This window comes from Micromonospora sp. KC606 (genome assembly GCF_004348675.1).
Lineage (GTDB): Bacteria > Actinomycetota > Actinomycetes > Mycobacteriales > Micromonosporaceae > Micromonospora.
Map to the genome: position 1 here is coordinate 1 of NZ_SMKN01000114.1, position 19,008 is coordinate 19,008.

Consider the following 19,008-nt stretch of genomic DNA (forward strand, 5'->3'; position numbering starts at 1 on the left):
ACCCTGTTGTCGCGGACGAGGTTTTTACCGGGTTCGCGTACTTGGTCCATGGCGGCGTTGTTGAGCAGGAGGCAGCCGCCGAATCGTTCGGTGATTTTGATGGTGGTGGACTTGTTGTTGGCCAGGTTGGTGATCCGGACGGTGGAGCCGACAGGGATCTGGTCGCTGGCGGCGCCTGGCCCGGCGTTCTGGTTGAAGAAGGTCAGGCTGCCCTGGCAGGCGGAGTTTCCGACGGCTTGGGGTTTGCTGACGATTTCGACCCTATTGTTGCGGATGACGTTCTTGCCGGGTTCGCGTACCTGGTCCATGGCGGCGTTGTTGAGCAGGAGGCAGCCGCCGAATCGCTCGGTGACCTTGATGGTGGCGGACTTGTTGTTGTCCAGATTGGTGATTTTGATGGTGGAGCCGGCGGGGATCTGGTCGCTCGCGGCGGCAGGTGCGGCGTTCTGGTTGAAGAAGGTCACGTTGCCCTGGCAGGCGGATTTCCCGCCGCCCGCGGGGGCGCTGTTGCCGTTGCCCTGGCTGTTGCCCTGGCTGTTGGCGTTGCCCTGGCTCTTGGCGTTGCCTTGACCGTTGCCGTTACTGAGGACTTCGACCCTGTTGTCGCGGACGAGGTTTTTACCGGGTTCGCGTACTTGGTCCATGGCGGCGTTGTTGAGCAGGAGGCAGCCGCCGAATCGTTCGGTGATTTTGATGGTGGTGGACTTGTTGTTGGCCAGGTTGGTGATCCGGACGGTGGAGCCGACAGGGATCTGGTCGCTGGCGGCGCCTGGCCCGGCGTTCTGGTTGAAGAAGGTCAGGCTGCCCTGGCAGGCGGAGTTTCCGACGGCTTGGGGTTTGCTGACGATTTCGACCCTATTGTTGCGGATGACGTTCTTGCCGGGTTCGCGTACCAGGTCCATGGCGGCGTTGTTGAGCAGGAGGCAGCCGCCGAATCGCTCGGTGACCTTGATGGTGGCGGACTTGTTGTTGTCCAGATTGGTGATTTTGATGGTGGAGCCGGCGGGGATCTGGTCGCTCGCGGCGGCAGGTGCGGCGTTCTGGTTGAAGAAGGTCACATTGCCCTGACACGCGGACTGAGCTGCGGACCCACTACTCATGGCAAATCCTGTTCCTGTGCCTGCTGCCACGAGTGTTAACAACGCTCCCACCAGCACCAGTGCTCTCGACGGACGCATACGTCACTTCCTTCCATAGCTTGCTCCCCAGTACGCAGGAGCCACAGCTACGGTTCACCTGGCCAGCGGAACTAACTCCGGCACTGGTCCACCGGTCCGCTGAGTGACCAACTGAGTGACAACGAGGAGGCGCGTCGACGGACGAGCACGGACGGCAAGGGACGGCCGTGCAGGAGCCACCGGGCGTTCCCCAAGCTGCCAAAATGCTTCGGGACGAAGAAGTCGCCGCCGCAGCGGCAGGCGTTGCAGCCTTACCTACACTCTGACCTCGTGGACTTCGCCGCAGGACCGCCAAGTCGCTGGGTTGTCACCCTCCGGTCTGGGGCGACCGTCGAGCTAGCTGCTGACGGCTTCACCGAGCATGACGGCTACGCCCTTTTCTCCGTCCTTGCGAACGCCACGAGAGAGGAACAGGAACAGGTCCAGGTCCTCAATTGGTCAGTCGCGGCTCCGACTGTTCTGGTCTTGCTAGCAAAAGGTGCCCTTAGCCGAAGTGGCGAAGATCGAGGGTGGCGAACCATGGCCGAGCCGCACGAGCTGACGCGAGCCATGGGGCACATCGGGGGCACAAGACACCGTGAAACGTCGTCAACCAGCGTCTAACCATGGCAGATCGAGACGCCGCACGAGCAGGTGTCGCTGGCTATCGCCGCTGGCAGGCTCGCCGGGGCTCTAGGTTCCGCTTCAACCTCTGTAGTTGGTTGGTGACGGTAACGGGTTACTGGCGATGCCTGGGCCAAGCGGCCCATGCCGCAGCGACGGCGCACAGCATTAGGCAGACGAGCAGGCAACTCAGCGCGCCGCAGAGCACCAGTGCGACCGCCCCGAAGCCCTCCACGGGCACATCGTAGGCGCTGAGTCAGCCGTGACGTCGCCCTGCACAGTCGACAGCAACGGTGACAGCAACAGGGCCAGATAGACCGGGCCGAAGCCGAACAGCGATGGACTACCACCCGAGGTCAAGAGACACGTGCGGACTGGGCTGGACGACGCGCCCAGAACTTACAAGCGAGAGGTCGGGATGCCTCCCAGGAGGCAGGGAGTCGCCTGCGTGTGAGGGGTTATGGGGCGGCGGGCTGGTAGGTAACGTTGGCGTGACGGGCGGCTGGCGGGCCGATGGTGCATCCCGCGCTACGAGGAGGTTCGGGATGGATTCCTTGCCGGAGCTGACTTTCGGGCAGCGGTTGAAGGTCTACCGGGAGCGGTCCGGGAAGACACGTGCGGTGCTCGGCGGGTTGGTCGGTCGTAGCGCCGAGTGGGTCAAGGCGGTGGAGGCGGATCGGATCCTGCCGCCGCGCATTCACATGCTGGATCGGATCGCGCGTGCCCTGAAGATCGACGTGTCTGCCTTGGCCGTGGAGTTGGGCGATCGGTCTGCTGTGGTCAACGGGCCGGAGCATCCGGCGCTGGCGTCGGTCCGGGATGCTGTGAACCGCGTCGCGTTTTCCGGTGAGACCCCGGCGGAGTCGTTGTCCAGTGTGAGGGAGCGGCTTGCGGTGGCTTGGCGGGCTCGCCATCAGGCATCGGATCACCGTACGGTGCTGGGCGCGTTGTTGCCAGGGCTGCTGCGAGATGTGCAGCGTGCCGTGTTGGGGTACGACGGTGATGAGCGGCGGCAGGCGCAAGCTCTGCTGGCGGAGACGCTCGGGCTGGCGCAGATGTTCATTGCCTACCAGCCTGCTGCCGAGTTGTTGTGGCGGGTGGCGGACCGGGCGATGGTGGCGGCGCAGGAGTCCGGTGATCCGGAGGCGATTGCCTGTGCGGGGTGGTTCCTGTGTCAAGTGCATCGGGACGCCGGGGACTGGGACACCGCGATGGCGGTGACGCTGGACGTGCTGTCCGCTCTGGAGCCGCAGACGGCCGACGGGAGCACGAATCTTCTGGCGCTGTGGGGTGCCCTGAACTTCGAGGCCGCGTACACGGCTGCTCGTGCGGGTGAGGAAGGGCGGGCGTGGCGGTACTGGGATCGTGCGGACCGGGTGGCGCAGCGCCTGCCTCAGGGCTTCTATCAGCCGCAGACGTCGTTTTCCCGGGTCGTCATGGGCGCTCATGCGGTGACCGTGGCGGTGGAGTTGCAGAAGTCCGGCGAGGCGGTGCGGCAGGCCCGTCGCCATGACGCGGCGGCGATCCCGTCTCGGCCGCGTCGGGCACGCCACCTCATCGAGGTCGCTCGGGCGCACTACGGCAACGACGACAAGGAAGCGACCGTGGCGACGCTGCGGCAGGCGTACGAGTCGGCCCCGGAGACGATCCGCTACAACGGGTACGCCCGCCAGATCACCTTGGACCTGCTCGATGGGCCGCGTTCCACCCGAGATGACGCCCGTGACCTCGCGGTCAAGGTCGGACTCGTCTCATGATCCAGGGGTAGGAACCTTACCCATCCCGCCTCGCGACCGACTGTAGCTTCTCGGTCACGGGATGCGGCGGGCGGTGCGAGTAACGCCCGGTCGCCGCGTCCCCCTCAAATCAGAGGGCGAGGAGGTCACCCTCGTGAGCGACGAGGGAGGGCGCGTGCGGCGCGTCTCGTACGACGAGTACCTGTCGGCCACCGCGTTGACTTTCGCCCGGCGGCATCGGCCGGTGTGGTCGTGGCAGCACTGGCGGCGCATCTGCCGGTGTGGTGCCGACCTGCCCTGCCGCACCCGGCACCGCGTTCCGATCAACCGGGGCCACTGGCTGCGGGAGGGTGAGCAGTGACCGGCTGTCCGGAGCGGGTGATCCTTGCGGTCCACGTGCCGGGGCTCGACGGCATGTGCGTCGGCTGCCGGACGTGGTGGGCGCGGCTGGCGCCGTACCCATGCTGGCAGGTGGACTGGGCGACCAGCCGGCAGGCCCGCGCGAGCGTCGCCCGCTTCCTGGGCGGTGTGCGGTGAGCACTCACGGACCGGTGCTGCCGGTGTGGAGCTGCGGCGGCTGTAATCTGCCCTGGCCCTGCCCAACCCGCAGGCGGGAGCTACGCGCGGAGTATGCGGACGCGCCGGTGTCGCTGGCTCTCTACCTCGGCTCCTACCTTGTTCAAGCGGCCGAGGACATGCCCTGGGCACCGGCCGGCGCGCTGCACCGCCGATTCATCGGCTGGACCAGGCAGCCGCCGGTAGTACAGCAGCGAAGTACAGCAACCGTGCCGGCCGGATCCGGCCGGCACAAGCGGCATCAGGCCGAATGACCTCGAATGACACCCGATCGGACCGGCTCGCCGAGAGTTCGGGACGAAGAGGTCGTCGGCCCGGATCCGACCACCCCGACCAGAGGTAAGGGCCAACTCAGGGCCGGTTTCTCCTAAAAGACCGGCCCTGAGTCGGCTCCCGGCGGCTGTTGTCCCGGCCGATGGGTGACAACCTTCCTGCGGTTCGGGCGCGATAGAGGTGTGACGCCGAAGGAAGGAGTCATGCCTTGTCGGCAGAGGAAGACCGGGAGTACGTCGAGTACGTCTCGGCGGCGTTGGACCGGCTCAGGCGTGCGGCTTTCCTGTTGTGCGGTGACGTCGACCGCGCCGATGACATCGTGCAGTCCGCGCTCGTCGCGGTCTATCTGAACTGGAAGAAGATCCGCACGGTCGGCAACCTCGACGGTTACGTGCACCGCATCCTGGTGCGCCGCTACATCGACGAGACCCGCAAGAGCTGGGCACGCGTTCTGCTCGCCTGGCGGGATACCGACACCGCGGCCCAGGCCGGGCCGAGTGTGGAGGACTCGCATGCGGTGCAGGCCGCGCTCGCGAAGGTCAGCCGGGGGCAGCGCACCGTTCTGGTGTTGCGGTTCTTCTGCGACATGTCGGTCCAGGAGACGGCCACCGTGCTCGGCCTTTCCACCGGAACCGTGAAGAGCCAGACCGCTCGCGGCCTGGCGGCGATGCGTGACCTGCTCGGCGAGGAGTGGCAGGCGACGCCAGCAGGGGCCAGCAGAGAACCGAGGAGGATGCGATGACGCCAGACAGTGAGACCAGGATGCGGGAGTTGCTGTCCTCAGTGGACATTCCGGCGTCTCGGATGAACGCGACCGATCTGGTCCGCGAGGGTGCGCGGACCCGGCGCCGGCGCCGGCAGCGGCTGACGATGAGCGTGGCCGGGGTGGCCACGCTGGGGCTCGGCGCGGCCATTGGGGTGGCCGGCCTGCCAGGGCGCCCGGGCGGTCCGGCTCCCGGGCTGTCGCAGCGGGCCGGTGCGTCGGCGACGGCCGCGCCGGTGGCCTGCGCCGTGCAGCGGCTGGCCCTGCCCAAGGGGTCGACCGCCGGTGAGGTCACTGCCGGCTCGCCGAACGGGCGGTATCTCGCCGGGGTCGTCACCGGAAAGGACAACCCGGGCAAACCGGTCTTCTGGGCCGGCGCGCGGCCCGTCCCGATTCCGATCGACGGAACCGGCGAGGCCGAGGGCGTGAACGACAGCGGGGTGGTGGTCGGCGAGGGCCAGACCGCCGACCGGCGGCACTATGCCTGGGCGTACGTCGACGGCAAGGTCGTCGAACTGCCTGTCCCGAACGGCTACACGGGCGCCGAGGCGTCTGCGATCAACGCCAAGGGCCAGGTGGCCGGGGTGTTGTTCGCCGGGGACCGGACCGCCGCCGTGGTGTGGCAGGCACCCACCGCCACCGCCCGGGCCAAGGTACTGGAGGCGCCGGGCGGGGCGATGGCCTTCGGCATCTCCGACAGCGGGGTGGTGGTCGGCGGCCTGCACGACGGCAGCGCCGCGTACTGGTGGGACGCGCGAGGGCTGGGCGGCAAGCTCACCAGCCCCGCCGGGACCGTCGGCGGCTCCGCCTACGGCGTCCGTGGCGACTGGGCCTACGGCCTGCTCAAGCGGGACGGCAAACCGCCCACCGGCGACCCGACCGCGAGCGCTCCGCAAACCACCGACTCGAGGGTGGCGGTGGTGTGGGACCTGCGCAACGACCGCGCCGCCACGGTGGACGACGGCCGAGTCCAGGCGGTCAACATCAACGGGCAGGTCGTGGTCGACCACCCCCACAACACGGCATCGATCCGCGAGGTGGACGGCACGCTGCGGGCCCTGCCGGGTCTCGCCGCGGAGGGTACGACCCACGCCACCACCCTCAGCGACGACGGCACCCGGGCAGGCGGAGGCAGCGCCGACATCCCGGTGAGTTGGTTCTGCGCTCCAGGAAAGGGCAATCGATGAGAGGATGTCTGCGACAGATCATCGCAGCGCTGCTCGCCGGACCGGTGCTGCTCACGGCACCGGCCGCGACCGCCGCCGAGCCGTCCGGCAGGTCCGTGGGGCAGCGCGTCGCGTCGGAGCGGACGGTCTTCGGGGCCGTCCGGGCCGCCGGCCAGATGCGGGTGGTGCCCGGCAACGCCGCTTCCCTGCTGAGGAACGGGGTGCTGGGCGGCAAGCTGATCGGTATGCCCCCGCTGGGCGAGCCCCGGTCGTTCGCCGCGACCAGCGGCGAGGAGGAACTGTACGACCTCACCCTCCTGCACACCGGACGCGACGGGGCCCCCAGCACCGACCACCAGCCCTTCATCGTCAAGACCGACGGGGAGAGCGCGTGGGTCGACGTCCCGGCGGACGGCAAGCTCCGGCTGCCCCGCGGCGAGTACATGATCAGCACCAAGATCTACGATCCCGAGGGCGAGGTGACCGATCTGGTGTGGCCGCGGCTGGAACTGACCGGGGATCGTACCGTTGATTTGGACGCCCGGCTGGGCCAACCACTCACGGTGACCGTGCCGAATCCGTCGGCCACGTCGTTCCTCGCCGAGCTGGTAGTGAACATTCCCACCGACGACGGGCTGGGAATCTCCCTGCTCTCCTGGAGCGATTCGTTCGAGCGCCGGTACAGCGCACAGCTCGGTCCGGCCGGCGCCCTCGACGGCATGACGACCAGGATCGGCAGTCAATGGTCCGGCGGCCCGGCTGACAGCCCGTACGCCTATCGCCTGGCCTGGTTCGAGAGCGGCCTGATGCCCACCGGCTTCAGCCGGCGGGTCCGGCCGGCCGAACTGGCCACCGTGCGGGCACGGTACGCCGTCGGTACCCCGGGTGCCACCGGCATGCTCGCCGCGTTCGCCCGCAACGACGCGGTGCCCAGCGGCGGCTTCGTCGAGGACGTCGCTTTCGCGCTGCCCACCACCCGGACCGAGTACTACAACGCCGAGCCGGGAGTGGTCTGGGAGAACAACTTCGGCGAGGTGCAAGCCGACGCGGGCGGCCTGACCAACCAGCTCTGGGGTGCCGGGCACTACCGGCCGGGACGCACCTACCGGGAGACCTGGAACCGGGGGGTCCTCGGCCCGGCCTTCTCCGGCATTCGCACCCCGGACCGCAAGCCGGAGGAGGTGGCACGGACGGACGACACGATCAACGTCAATCTGCCGCTGTACTCGGACACGGCCGACCGGTACAGCTGGCCGGGCGTGTCCACCGGTACCACCTCGCTCTACCGGGACGGAGAGCTGGTCGCCGAGCTGCCAAGACTGACCGGCAGGTTCGCTGTTCCGGCGACGGACGCCGGCTACCGGTTACGGATCGACGCACAGCGCGGCAAACCAGCCGACCTGGCGATCCGCACCATCGTCGAGTGGACCTTCCGCTCCGGCGGAAGTCCCGGCCGGACCACCCGCCTACCGACCTCGGTGGTGCGGTTCACCCCGACGCTGGACGATCACCAGACGGCGCCGGCCGGGGCGACCGTCCGGTTCCCGGTCCGGGTGCACCGGCAGCCGGGCACTGCCGGTGGCCCGGTGCGCACCCTCGCCGTGGGTGTCTCCTACGACGACGGAAGAACCTGGAGCCAGGCGGAAGTCACCCAGATCGGCGACAGCGGCCTGGTCACGCTGCACCACCCGCAATCGACCGGGTACGTGTCCCTGCGCGCGGCTGCGACCGACAACGCGGGCAACACCGTCAAGCAGACCGTGATCCGGGCGTACCGGCTCGCGTCCGATTAACCGGTCCCTCACGGTGGCGGGCCACGTCACCCACTGTTTGCCACGGGGACGGAATCGCGGCTCAGGCTGGCCGGCGTGGGTGCGTGCAGGGTCATCACACAGCTGATCGATGCCAGTAGCAGCCCGAGGAGCAGGCCGGTGAAGGCCATCGAGCCATCCGTGTCGGCGGCGTTGACCGGCGGATCGCCGGCCAGGGAGGTCATCGCGCTGCCGGTTGGATCGCGGGCGAAATCAGAGTGCCTCGTTCAGAACGCAAAATTGGGGCAGGGTGTTGTCGTGCGGGTGCCCGCGGAACAATGGCACCAGGACGCCGGTGAAGCGTTCGGTCTGGGTGAGCCTGACCCGGCCCCACCCGATGGGTTCGATCAGCAAGGATTCCGGCCACCCCGACCAGCGGTAGATGACGGGTCAGGGTCCCTCGACGGAGGGGCCCTGACCCGTTACGGTCACCACGGGACGGACGGCGACGCCGAGCCGCTCTACGTGCAGCAATGCCTCAGCGGGGCCGATTCGGCTCGTTGACCGGGCCACCCGGGTAGGTGGTGGTGTCCGGCGTGGGCCAGTCGATCTCGGTCACCACGTAATCCCGCTCGGTGGCGTCGGCCACCCGCTCCTCGTCGTCGCTGGAGCGGTGCTTCAGGTCCGCCGTTCCCGTGCCCGCGCCCGCGGCGGCGGTGCCGGAGGCGCCCGGCCGGCCACTGTCGCCCTGGGAGGCCGCGGCGTGTGCGACACCGGGCGTGCCCACGCCGAGTCCCTCACCGACCGAGCCCCGCCACGCGCCGGACTCGACGCCCCGGGACTCGATGAAGCTCTTGAACTTCTCCAGGTCGGACTCGGCCTGCCTCTCGACGATGGTGAGCTTGTCGCCGGCCTTCTCTACCAGCCCCTCCGGCTCGTACTCCAGGTGCAGCCGGACCCGCGTGCGGCCGGTGCCCACTGGCTGGAAGTAGACCGCGCCGGCGTTGGTCGCGCCCTCGGTCGCCGCCCAGGCGACCTTCTCGTCCGGCACCTGCTCCAGGATCGTCGCGTCCCACTCACGTCGGACCCCGGCGATCTGGGCGACCCAGTGCATGCGCCGGTCGTCGAGCTGGCGCACCTCCTGCACGCCGCCCATGAAACGGGGGAACTCCTCGAACTGCGTCCACTGGTTGTAGGCGGTGCTGACCGGAACTTCGACTTCGATCGACTTGTCGACCACCGTGGTCATGGCACTCCTCCTTCTGGTGGAACCTCCCTCCAACCGGGAGGGAACCGTCCTGGTCCACTCGAATCCGTACCCTCCGGAGGGCGGCCCAACCACAGGCGGCGGAACGGGCGCGAGTCACCGACCTGCCGGGGCGGCGGTCAGTCGTGCCGCTCGGTGCGCTCGATCTCGGCGAACGCCGCCCCCAGGTAGCCCTCGACCGGCCCGCCGGTGACCGCCAGCAGGTCGGCGACGAGCAGCGGGGCGTGCCGGGCCAGCGCCGCCGGATCGGGCGGGGAGCCGTCGCCGTCCGGGTCGTACACGCCGAGTGCCCCGGCCAGCAGGACCAGCACCACGTGCGGGTCGACGTCCGGGCGCCACGGGGTGGCCGACCGGACGCAGCGCTCCAGCACCCGCCGCACGTCGTCGGAGTCCAGCCCGTCCGGGTGTGCCTCCTCCAGAAGCAGCCGCACCACCGAGCCGAGAACCAGCCCGGCGCGTTCCACGACGGCCAGCCGCGCGGTCGACAGGTCGTACGCCTCGATGTCGCGGGCCCGGGCCGCCTCGACGGCCTCGGTCGCGGCGACGGCGATCTCGCGGGCCGGTGCGGGCAGGTGTCGCCAGGTCACGCTCACCGGGCCAGCATGGCAGAGCCTGTGCTTCACACGTTCCCGCACGGCTGCCGGAAAGTGCGCGAGGCTGTCCTTGCCGGACGGCAACCGTGCCCCCGTACGTCCTTGTTCGCCACCACACCTGCGGGGTTCCGTGCGCGGGTTGCGGATCAGATCCGGGCGATCGGCCGGCCGGTGGGTGCGACAGGTCGGTACGGCACCAGCCATCCGGTGTACTCGGGCCGCGACCGGCGGACGGACCAGCCCGGTCGGCCGGTCAGAAGCCGCAGGTGATACCGGCGGCGTGGCTGACCTGCACGGTGTGCGTCACGCACGAGCCCGGCCCGACGGCGTGCAGCAGGAAGGCGGTCGGCTCGTCGACCCAGCCGATCTCCTCGTCGGGGCTCATGGTCAGCGACGCCTGCCGCCAGGTGCTGGGCGAAACGGTGAGCACGGTGCCGGCGAAGGCCGTGGTGACCGGGCGGTGCAGGTGGCCGGCGGCGACGCGTACCACGTGGGGGTGCCGGCGGATCACCTCGGCGAGGGCGTCGCCGTCGGTGAGCCGGATGGCGTCGGCGGCCGGGACACCGACGGCGACCGGCGGGTGGTGCAGGAAGACCACCGCCGGTACGTCACGCCGGCCCGCGAGCACGCCGTCGAGCCAGCCGAGCTGGTCGTCACCGAGCCGACCGCCATCCTCCCCGGGCACGAGCGAGTCCAACGCGACGACGGTCAGCTCGGGATGGTCCACGTGGTAGAAGGCGGAGAACCCGCCACCGAGGTACGGCGTGCCACCGAAGGCGTCGAGCAGGGACTCCCGGTCGTCGTGGTTGCCGGTCACCAGGTGCACCGGCAGCGGGTAGCGGCCGAGCACCTCGCGCAGCGCGGCGTACTCGTCGGGGCGGCCCTGGTCGGCCAGGTCGCCGGAGATCACCACGCAGTCGGGGCGGGGCCGCAGGGCCAGCACCCGGCCGAGCGCCCGGTGCAGGCCGGCGGCGGGCGCGGCGGCGAGCACGCCGGTGGTCAGGTGGGGGTCACTCAGCTGGGCGACGAGCACGGCTCCTCCAGTGCGACCGGGACTATCACGCTATCCCGCCGACGCGGCCGGCGTGGCCCGGTCGGCCACCCACAGGCCACGTCCACACCCTGTGGATGAAACATGTGTACGAACACCGTGATCTTGACATGGGCGGCGCCGCGGGCGCTGAGTACGCTTGACCGCAGCCTCGCCGCCGGCCGGGCCCACCCCCACCTGGAAGAACGTGGATCACGAACGAGTCGTCCGGGACGTCACGGCCCGCCTGCCGATGGTGTCCACCGCCGTCGAGGCGTGCCAGTGGACCGTGACCGCGCTCGCCCGGTACACCCCGGCCACGATCTCCGTCCTGCTCCAGGTCCACGGCCGGTTACGTTGTGTCGCGGCAACCGGCGCCTGGCAGGTCTTCTCCACCGTGCCGCCGAAATCCGGCATCGTCGGGCGGGTGTACGCCTCCGGTGAGGGCGCCACCGTCGCCGACGTCACCGCCGACCCCGACTATCTGCCGGTCCGCCCCGACGTCATCGCCGAGATGTGCGTGCCGGTGCTGGACCCGGCGGGCCGCCCGATCGGGGTGCTGGACCTCCAGTGGAGCGAGCCGGTCGAGCTGGAGCCCTGGCGGGCGACCGCGGAACGGCTGGCCGGCCGGCTCGGTGCCCGGATCGTGGCGCTGGGCGGGCCTCCCGCCGAGAGCCGCAGCGAAAAGCTGCTCCGGCATGCCACCGCAATGACCTCCGCTCCCACCAACTGGGAGCTGATGGCCGCCGCGATCACCGCGGCCCGGGACGTCTCCACCCTCTCCGCCGCCGTGCTGCTGCTCGACGACCGGCACGGCCCACGCCTGGGCGCTCCGACCGCCACCCCGGGCGAACTGGAATCACGCATCCGGGCCGAGCTGGCCGAGGCGGGCCCCGGTCCGCTCGGCCGGATGGTCGCCCGTGCTCACCGGCACGGGGCGGCGTACACGCTGGGGGAGACGGGACGGCCACCGACCGAGGAGTACGAGCCGCTGCTCCGAGCCGGGGTGCGCACCCTGGTGTCGGTGCCGCTCGGACCGCCCGACTCGGGCGGCCTGCTGCTGGTCGCCGACGAGCGGCTGCTCCGGCCGGATCCGACCACGGTCAACCTGATGGAACTGCTCGCCGGCCAGGCGTGGGGCGCACTGGACCGGCTACGTACCCTGGCCCAGCTACGCGAGCAGGCCAGTTCCGACCCGCTCACCGGGCTGCGCCACACCGGGCCGTTCGGGCAGCGGATCCGGACGGCCACGCCGGGACGTACGGCCCTGCTCGCCATCGACGTGGACGGCTTCAAGACGGTCAACGACACGTACGGCCACCAGGCCGGGGACCGGCTGCTGGTCGGGTTGGCCCGGGCCCTGGAAGCGGCGCTGCGGCAGGGTGACGAGCTGTACCGGACCGGCGGCGACGAGTTCGTCGCGGTGCTGGAGGTGAGCCGCCCGGAGGAGGCGGTCCGGATCGCCGAGCGGCTCACCGAGGCGGCCCGGCACACCGGGCGCACCATCAGCGTCGGGGTCGCGCTGCCCCACCCCGGCGAACCGGCGGAGGTGACCCTCCGCCGCGCTGACGAGGCGCTCTACGCTGTCAAGCGACACGGCCGCGACGGCGTGCGCCTCGCCCCGACCTGAGCCGTCACCGGCCCTCCCGAGCGATGAACCACTCCCCACGTGACCCCGCCAGGCGGTGATCCGTCCGACACCGCCAAGCGGTGATCCGTGCGCCACCGCCATACGATGATCCGTCCGACCTCGCCAAGCGATGATCCACTCCGTATGCGGCGGATGGGGCTGTCCCGCTTCTCGAACACCCCACTCTGCCGCAACCCGAGTCGATCATTCGGGCCGAGGCGGTTACCAGAGGCCGGGGCACCCACCCGAGAAACATGGCCATTCACCTGAGGGACGGGGGGCACCCACCCGAGAGACATGGGCACCCCACCGAGGGACGGAGGCGCCCAACCGAGGGGCGAGAGCCTCGGACCGGTCAGTGGACGAGTTCCTTGGCGATGAGTTCGGCGATCTGGGCGGTGTTGAGGGCGGCGCCCTTGCGAAGGTTGTCGCCGGTGACGAAGAGGTCGAGGGCGCGCGGGTCGTCGAGGGCGCGGCGGATGCGGCCGACCCAGGACGGGTCGGTGCCGACCGCGTCGATCGGCATCGGGTACTCCCCGGCCGCCGGGTCGTCGACCAGAATCACTCCGGGCGCGTTGCGCAACGCCTCGCGGGCACCCTCGGCGTCCACCTCGCTGGCGAAGACGGCGTGCACCGCCACCGAGTGGCCGGTCACCACCGGCACCCGTACGCAGGTCGCGGAGACCTTGAGGTCGGGCAGGCCGAGGATCTTGCGGGACTCGTTGCGGATCTTGACCTCCTCGGAGGACCAACCGCCGTCGGTGAGCGATCCGGCCCACGGCACCACGTTCAGCGCGAGCGGCGCGGGGAAGGGACCGAGCTCGTCGCCGACCGCCTGCCGCACGTCGCCCGGACGGGAGCCGAGCACCCGGTCTCCGGCGATCTTGGCGAGTTGCAGGTGCAGCGTGTCCACGCCCGACTGCCCCGCCCCCGACACCGCCTGGTACGAGGCGAGCACCAGCTCGCGCAGCCCGTACTCGCGGTGCAGCGGGGCGATCGCCACGATCATGGCGAGGGTGGTGCAGTTGGCGTTGGCGATGACTCCCTTGGGCCGGTTGCGAACCTGCTCAGGGTTGATCTCGGGCACCACCAGTGGTACATCTCGGTCCGTCCGGAACGCCCCGGAGTTGTCGACCACCACCGCGCCGCGGCCCACGGCGACCGGTGCCCACTCGGCGGAGACCTCGTCGGGCACGTCGAACATGGCCACGTCGACGCCGTCGAACGCCTCCGGGGTCAACGCCCCGACGGTCAGCTCCTCACCCCGGCAGCGCACCTTCCGCCCGACCGAGCGCGCCGACGCCAGCAGCCGGATCTCGCCCCAGACGTCGCGCCGGGAGGAGAGCAGCTCACACATCACGGTGCCGACAGCACCGGTCGCCCCGACCACGGCCAGGGTGGGCCGCGCCGCCACCGGCGCTACCGCCCTGTCCCCGCGTAGACCACGGCCTCGGCGTCGCCGCCCAGCTCGAACGCGTCGTGGATGGCCCGGACGGCCTTGTCGAGGTCGGTGTCCCGGCAGACCACCGAGACGCGGATCTCCGAGGTCGAGATCATCTCGATGTTGACCCCGGCCGCCCCCAACGCGGCGAAGAACCCGGCCGCTACGCCCGGGTGCGAACGCATACCCGCGCCGATGAGAGACACCTTGCCGACGTGGTCGTCGTAGAGCAGGCCCTTGAACTTGACCGACTCCTGGATCTTGCTGAGGGCCGCCATGGCGGTCGGGCCGTCGGTCTTGGGGAGCGTGAACGAGATGTCGGTGCGGCCGGTCCCCTCCGTGGAGACATTCTGCACGATCATGTCGATGTTGATCTCGGCACCGGCCACGGTGTCGAAGATCTTCGCGGCCGCGCCCGGCTCGTCGGGCACGCCGACGATCGTGATCTTCGCTTCGCTCCGGTCGTGGGCGACCCCGGTGATCAACGCCTGTTCCACGGAAAGGTCCTCCATCATTCCGGTGACCATGGTGCCGGTGTTGGTCGAGTATGACGAACGGACGTGGATCGGCAACCCCGCCCGGCGGGCGTACTCCACGCTGCGCAGGTGCAGCACCTTCGCGCCGCAGGCGGCCAACTCCAGCATCTCCTCGTAGGTGATGCTCGTGATGTGCCGGGCGTTCGGCACGATCCGCGGGTCGGCGGTGAAGACGCCGTCCACGTCGGTGTAGATCTCGCAGACGTCCGCGCTCAGCGCGGCGGCGAGCGCCACGGCGGTGGTGTCCGACCCACCCCGGCCGAGCGTCGTCACGTCCTTGGTGTCCTGTGAGACACCCTGGAAACCGGCGACGATGACCACCGCGCCCTCGTCGAGCGCGCCCTTGAGCCGCCCCGGGGTGACGTCGATGATCCGCGCCTTGCCGTGCACCGACGTGGTGATCACGCCGGCCTGCGAGCCGGTGAACGAGCGGGCTTCGTACCCCAGGTTGTGGATGGCCATGGCCAGCAGCGCCATGGAGATCCGCTCCCCGGCGGTGAGCAACATGTCCAGCTCACGACCCGGCGGCAGCGGGCTGACCTGGTTGGCCAGGTCGAGCAGCTCGTCGGTGGTGTCCCCCATCGCGGACACCACCACCACCACGTCGTCGCCGGCCTTGCGGGCGGCGACGATGCGCTCGGCGACCCGCTTGATGCGCTCGGCGTTGGCGACGGAGGACCCGCCGTACTTCTGCACCACGAGTGCCACGACGGTGCACTCCCTCCCAGCGACGACCCTGAGCGTGCCGACGCCGCCGGCTGCTCTCCTCCCGGCGGCGCGCGTCAGACCACCTCAGGGTATCGGGCCGTACGCGAGGGCGCGTCAGGTGATCCCACCATCCGGCGACCCGAGCCGCCCGGAGCTGCGATTCCGCCCGCTGCCCCTCGCTGGCGACACGCGGGACGAGCCTGGCCGACGCGGGCCCCCGGGCGGTGGACGCGCGGCGCAGAATGACCCGGTGCATGCCCACCCGCGCGCCGCGCGCCGATTGACCGGCGCCCTGTCCGTTCTCCTCTCGGTACTCCTCGCGGCCTGCGCCGCAGATCCCCCGACCACGGTGACCGCGAGCACACCCCCCGATCCGGCGCCCGCCGGCGCCGACGCGGCCTGGGACGAGCTGGCGGCGCTGGCGGCGGCAGCCCGGGACCGCCACTTCACCGCCCGGTACACCCACGTCGGTGCCGACGGCTCGGCACGGGATGTGACCGTGGTCAGCGCCGAGGACGGCAGTTGGCGGATCGACGTGCCCGGCGGCGCACTGGGCGGCACGGCCGACGTGTCGCTCGCCGCCACCTCCGACGGCCTCTTCCAGTGCGGCCTACCGTCGGCAGGCCGCCCCGAGGCGGCGACCTGCGTACGCCTCGGCGCGCGCGACGACGCCGTGCCCGACCGGCTGGACCCCCGGGTGCAGCATCCGTTCACCGACTGGCTGGCGGTGCTCACCGACCGGCGTACCCCATTGGTGATCTCGCCCGCGTCCCCGCCCGACGGGGTGGTCGGGCGCTGCTTCACGGTGGACACCACCTCTGCCTCGCTCAACCCGCCACTGGACGTGGGCGTCTACTGCTTCGAGGCGGACGGGACACCCACCCACGTGCGGGCGGCGCTCGGGACGCTCACCCTGGCGAGCCCGGTGGGCCCGGCGCCCGCGACGGTCGCGCTGGCCGGGCCCGTGGTGGACGCCGAGCCGCTGGACAGGGACGCGCCGGCCGACGCGGCGAGCCCTGGCGGGGGAACGTCCTGACCCGCATCCCGTTACGGGTGCCTTTGACCACATTTAGGCAACCCGACCGCCCGACCAGAACGCCCATACGGGACGCTTCTCGCATGGCCGACATCACCCCGCTGCTCGCGTTCCGCTGGAGTCCACGCGCCTTCGATCCGGACGCCGAGCTGACCAGCGGCGAGGTGGCGTCCCTGCTGGAGGCGGCCCGCTGGGCACCCTCGGCCGGCAACGCCCAGCCGTGGCGGTTCGCCCTCGGCCACCGCCACGACGAGACCTGGAAGCGGATGCTGGTCAGCCTCCCCGACCACGACCAGCGGTGGGCCCGGGACGCCGCCGCCCTTGTGCTCGGCGCGCACGCCGGCGCAAACCCGGAACGGGCCCCAGGCACCGACGGCGGCTTGGCGCAGGCCGAAGGCACCGATGGCGACCCGGAGCAGGCCGCATATGACCTGGGACAGGCGATGGCCCACCTCGTCGTCCAGGCCACCGCGCTCGGTCTGCACGCGCACCAGCTCACCGACTTCGACCGGGTCACGCTCCGCGCCGACCTCGACCTGCCGTCGGAGGTGCACCCACTCACGGTGACCGCCGTCGGCCGACTCGGCAACCCGTTCCGCCTTCCCGAGGAGCTGCGCCTGCACGAGACGGCCCTGCGCCGCCGCCACCCGGTGCATGCCCTGCTGCTGCGCTGACCCCCGCCGGCCACGGCGCCCCGAACGACGGTGACTCCGGTCCCATACTCCGGACCCGCCTTCCCACCTCCCCGCTCACCACGTAGGGTGACTCTGTCATGTGGCAGGCGCACCTCCTCCTTGGTCGCCGCGACGGGGCCTGACCGGCCGGCACCTCGTCGCGGAGTCGAACCGCGCCGTCCAGCAGATCCGAACCATCTATCGGCACCGCCCGGCACCGCTGCCCGGCACTGCGCCGACACCTTCCGATTGCTGACGCCCGACATGACCCAAGGGGAGCACTCCGCCATGGCACAACCCACCGCCGACGCCACGACCGATCCGATCGCCCGGCAGGCCCCCAGCCGGATGCCGTTCCGGCGTTACCAGCCGTACCAGCAGCAGTTCGGGATCGACCTGCCGGACCGTGCCTGGCCCACCCGCCACGTCGAGGCCGCGCCCCGCTGGTGCGCCGTCGATCTGCGCGACGGCAATCAGGCCCTGATCGACCCGATGTCTCCCGAGCGCAAGCGGCGGATGTTCCAGCTGCTGGTGCAGATGGGCTACAAGGAGATCGAGGTCGGTTTCCCGTCGGCCAGCCAGACCGACTTCGACTTCGTCCGGCAACTGATCGAGCAGGGCCTGATCCCCGACGACGTCACCATCCAGGTGCTCACCCAGTGCCGGGAGCACCTGATCGACCGGACGTTCGAGTCGTTGCGCGGCGTCCACCGGGCCATCGTGCACTTCTACAACTCCACCTCGACGTTGCAGCGCCGGGTGGTCTTCGGGCTGGACCGCGACGGCATCACCGACATCGCCACCACCGGGGCGCGGCTCTGCCAGAAGTACGCGGAGATCCACACTCCGGACACCGACATCCACTACGAGTACTCGCCGGAGTCGTACACGGGCACCGAGCTGGAGTACGCGCTGGAGGTCTGCGCCAAGGTCATCGAGGTGGTCGATCCCACCCCCGACCACAAGCTGATCGTCAACCTGCCGGCGACCGTCGAGATGGCCATGCCGAACGTGTACGCCGACTCCATCGAGTGGATGCACCGTCACCTGCCCCGCCGGGACAGCCTGGTGCTGAGCCTGCACCCGCACAACGACCGGGGCACCGGGGTGGCCGCCGCCGAGCTGGGCCTGCTGGCCGGCGCGGACCGGATCGAGGGCTGCCTGTTCGGCAACGGCGAGCGCACCGGCAACGTCGACCTGGTGACCCTGGGCCTGAACCTCTTCTCCCAGGGCATCGACCCGATGATCGACTTTTCGAACATCGACGAGGTCAAGCGCGCCGTCGAGTACTGCAACCAGCTGCCGGTGCACGAGCGGCACCCGTACGCGGGCGACCTGGTCTACACCGCCTTCTCCGGCTCGCACCAGGACGCGATCAAGAAGGGTTTCGACGCCCTGGCGGCCGACGCCGCGGCGGCGGAGGTGCCGGTCGACGAGTTCACCTGGGCGGTGCCGTACCTGCCGATCGACCCGAAGGACCTGGGCCGCACCTACGAGGCCGTCATCCGGGTCAACTCGCAGTCCGGCAAGGGCGGCGTCGCGTACATCATGAAGACCGAGCACCAGCTCGACCTGCCGCGCCGGCTCCAGATCGAGTTCTCCGGGGTGGTCCAGCAGGTGACCGACCACTCCGGTGGCGAGGTCGAGCCGGTTGCGATGTGGGATATCTTCGCCCGCAACTACCTGGTCGAGCACCAGGCCGACCCGGCCGTCACGCTGGCCGGCTACACGATCGGCACCGTCGACGGCAAGGTCGAGATCGAGGCCCGGGTCGGGCTCGGCGAGGAGCAGCGCCCGCTCGCCGCGGTCGGCAACGGCCCGATCGACGCGTACGTCAACGCGCTCCAGGCGTTGGGCGTGGCGGTACGCGTGCTCGACTACCACGAGCACGCGCTCTCCTCCGGCGGAGACGCGCAGGCCGCCGCCTACGTGGAGTGCGACGTGGACGGCCACACGGTCTGGGGCGTCGGCATGGACGCCAACATCGTCACCGCCTCGATCAAGGCGGTCACCAGCGCCGTCAACCGCGCCCGGAGCTGACCCGCCC

General features: G+C 70.4%; 15 protein-coding genes and 2 pseudogenes. 10 read left to right on the plus strand and 7 right to left on the minus strand.

The window, feature by feature from the left end; genetic code table 11:
* Positions 1 to 1,100 (minus strand): hypothetical protein (locus E1193_RS32545; protein WP_207922772.1); only part of this gene is annotated, 1,100 nt, incomplete at its 3' end.
* Between the two features lie 1,226 nt (positions 1,101 to 2,326).
* On the opposite strand from E1193_RS32545, the gene E1193_RS20145 reads away from it, so the two are divergent.
* The 6 genes and pseudogenes from E1193_RS20145 (at position 2,327) to E1193_RS20175 (ending at position 8,088) form a co-directional block, all read left to right on the plus strand.
* Positions 2,327 to 3,538, plus strand: a complete 1,212-nt coding sequence (locus tag E1193_RS20145) for a helix-turn-helix transcriptional regulator (RefSeq protein WP_132184757.1) — start codon at positions 2,327 to 2,329, stop codon at positions 3,536 to 3,538.
* Positions 3,539 to 3,646: 108 nt separating this feature from the next.
* Positions 3,647 to 4,054, plus strand: a pseudogene (locus tag E1193_RS34000) (hypothetical protein).
* A complete protein-coding gene (locus tag E1193_RS34005) occupies positions 4,051 to 4,347 on the plus strand; it encodes a hypothetical protein (protein WP_132184746.1) in 297 nt (98 codons plus the stop codon). The pseudogene E1193_RS34000 and the gene E1193_RS34005 overlap by 4 nt, the downstream one beginning before the upstream one ends.
* 227 nt (positions 4,348 to 4,574) lie before the next feature.
* Positions 4,575 to 5,108 carry a SigE family RNA polymerase sigma factor gene (locus E1193_RS20165; protein WP_132184747.1) on the plus strand — a complete coding sequence of 178 codons (534 nt, stop codon included), beginning with the start codon at positions 4,575 to 4,577 and terminating at the stop codon, positions 5,106 to 5,108.
* Positions 5,105 to 6,316, plus strand: a complete 1,212-nt coding sequence (locus tag E1193_RS20170) for a hypothetical protein (RefSeq protein WP_132184748.1) — start codon at positions 5,105 to 5,107, stop codon at positions 6,314 to 6,316. Before E1193_RS20165 ends, E1193_RS20170 begins: the two co-directional genes overlap by 4 nt.
* A complete protein-coding gene (locus E1193_RS20175; protein WP_132184749.1) occupies positions 6,313 to 8,088 on the plus strand; it encodes a hypothetical protein in 1,776 nt (591 codons plus the stop codon). The genes E1193_RS20170 and E1193_RS20175 overlap by 4 nt, the downstream gene beginning before the upstream one ends.
* Before the next feature lie 26 nt (positions 8,089 to 8,114).
* Here E1193_RS20175 and E1193_RS32000 read toward each other — a convergent pair whose 3' ends face one another.
* From E1193_RS32000 to E1193_RS20190, 4 genes and pseudogenes are all read right to left on the minus strand, one after another.
* Positions 8,115 to 8,291, minus strand: a complete 177-nt coding sequence (locus E1193_RS32000) for a hypothetical protein (RefSeq protein WP_165945784.1) — start codon at positions 8,289 to 8,291, stop codon at positions 8,115 to 8,117.
* A 557-nt stretch (positions 8,292 to 8,848) separates the two neighbouring features.
* A pseudogene (locus E1193_RS33300) lies at positions 8,849 to 9,295 on the minus strand (SRPBCC family protein); the annotation flags it as partial.
* Between the two features lie 137 nt (positions 9,296 to 9,432).
* Complete coding sequence (locus E1193_RS20185) at positions 9,433 to 9,906, minus strand: hypothetical protein (protein WP_207922773.1); 474 nt, start codon at positions 9,904 to 9,906, stop codon at positions 9,433 to 9,435.
* A gap of 253 nt (positions 9,907 to 10,159) precedes the next feature.
* Positions 10,160 to 10,939 carry a phosphodiesterase gene (locus E1193_RS20190; protein WP_132184751.1) on the minus strand — a complete coding sequence of 260 codons (780 nt, stop codon included), beginning with the start codon at positions 10,937 to 10,939 and terminating at the stop codon, positions 10,160 to 10,162.
* A gap of 205 nt (positions 10,940 to 11,144) precedes the next feature.
* On the opposite strand from E1193_RS20190, the gene E1193_RS20195 reads away from it, so the two are divergent.
* Positions 11,145 to 12,566, plus strand: coding sequence for a diguanylate cyclase (locus E1193_RS20195; protein WP_132184752.1), 1,422 nt, complete (start codon positions 11,145 to 11,147; stop codon positions 12,564 to 12,566).
* A gap of 355 nt (positions 12,567 to 12,921) precedes the next feature.
* Here E1193_RS20195 and E1193_RS20200 read toward each other — a convergent pair whose 3' ends face one another.
* Entirely contained in the window at positions 12,922 to 13,980 is a 1,059-nt protein-coding gene (locus tag E1193_RS20200) for an aspartate-semialdehyde dehydrogenase (protein ID WP_132184753.1), read from the minus strand.
* A gap of 5 nt (positions 13,981 to 13,985) precedes the next feature.
* A complete protein-coding gene (locus E1193_RS20205) occupies positions 13,986 to 15,251 on the minus strand; it encodes an aspartate kinase (protein ID WP_132184754.1) in 1,266 nt (421 codons plus the stop codon).
* Positions 15,252 to 15,501: 250 nt separating this feature from the next.
* On the opposite strand from E1193_RS20205, the gene E1193_RS20210 reads away from it, so the two are divergent.
* The 3 genes from E1193_RS20210 (at position 15,502) to leuA (ending at position 19,001) form a co-directional block, all read left to right on the plus strand.
* On the plus strand, positions 15,502 to 16,287 hold the full coding sequence (locus tag E1193_RS20210; RefSeq protein ID WP_243707795.1) for a hypothetical protein: 786 nt from the start codon (positions 15,502 to 15,504) through the stop codon (positions 16,285 to 16,287).
* An 83-nt stretch (positions 16,288 to 16,370) separates the two neighbouring features.
* Positions 16,371 to 16,961 (plus strand): nitroreductase family protein, encoded by a 591-nt coding sequence (locus E1193_RS20215; protein ID WP_132184755.1) that lies wholly within the window; start codon positions 16,371 to 16,373, stop codon positions 16,959 to 16,961.
* 288 nt (positions 16,962 to 17,249) lie between these two features.
* On the plus strand, positions 17,250 to 19,001 hold the full coding sequence (gene leuA / locus E1193_RS20220; RefSeq protein WP_132184756.1) for a 2-isopropylmalate synthase: 1,752 nt from the start codon (positions 17,250 to 17,252) through the stop codon (positions 18,999 to 19,001).
* The last annotated feature ends 7 nt before the right edge of the window (positions 19,002 to 19,008 follow it).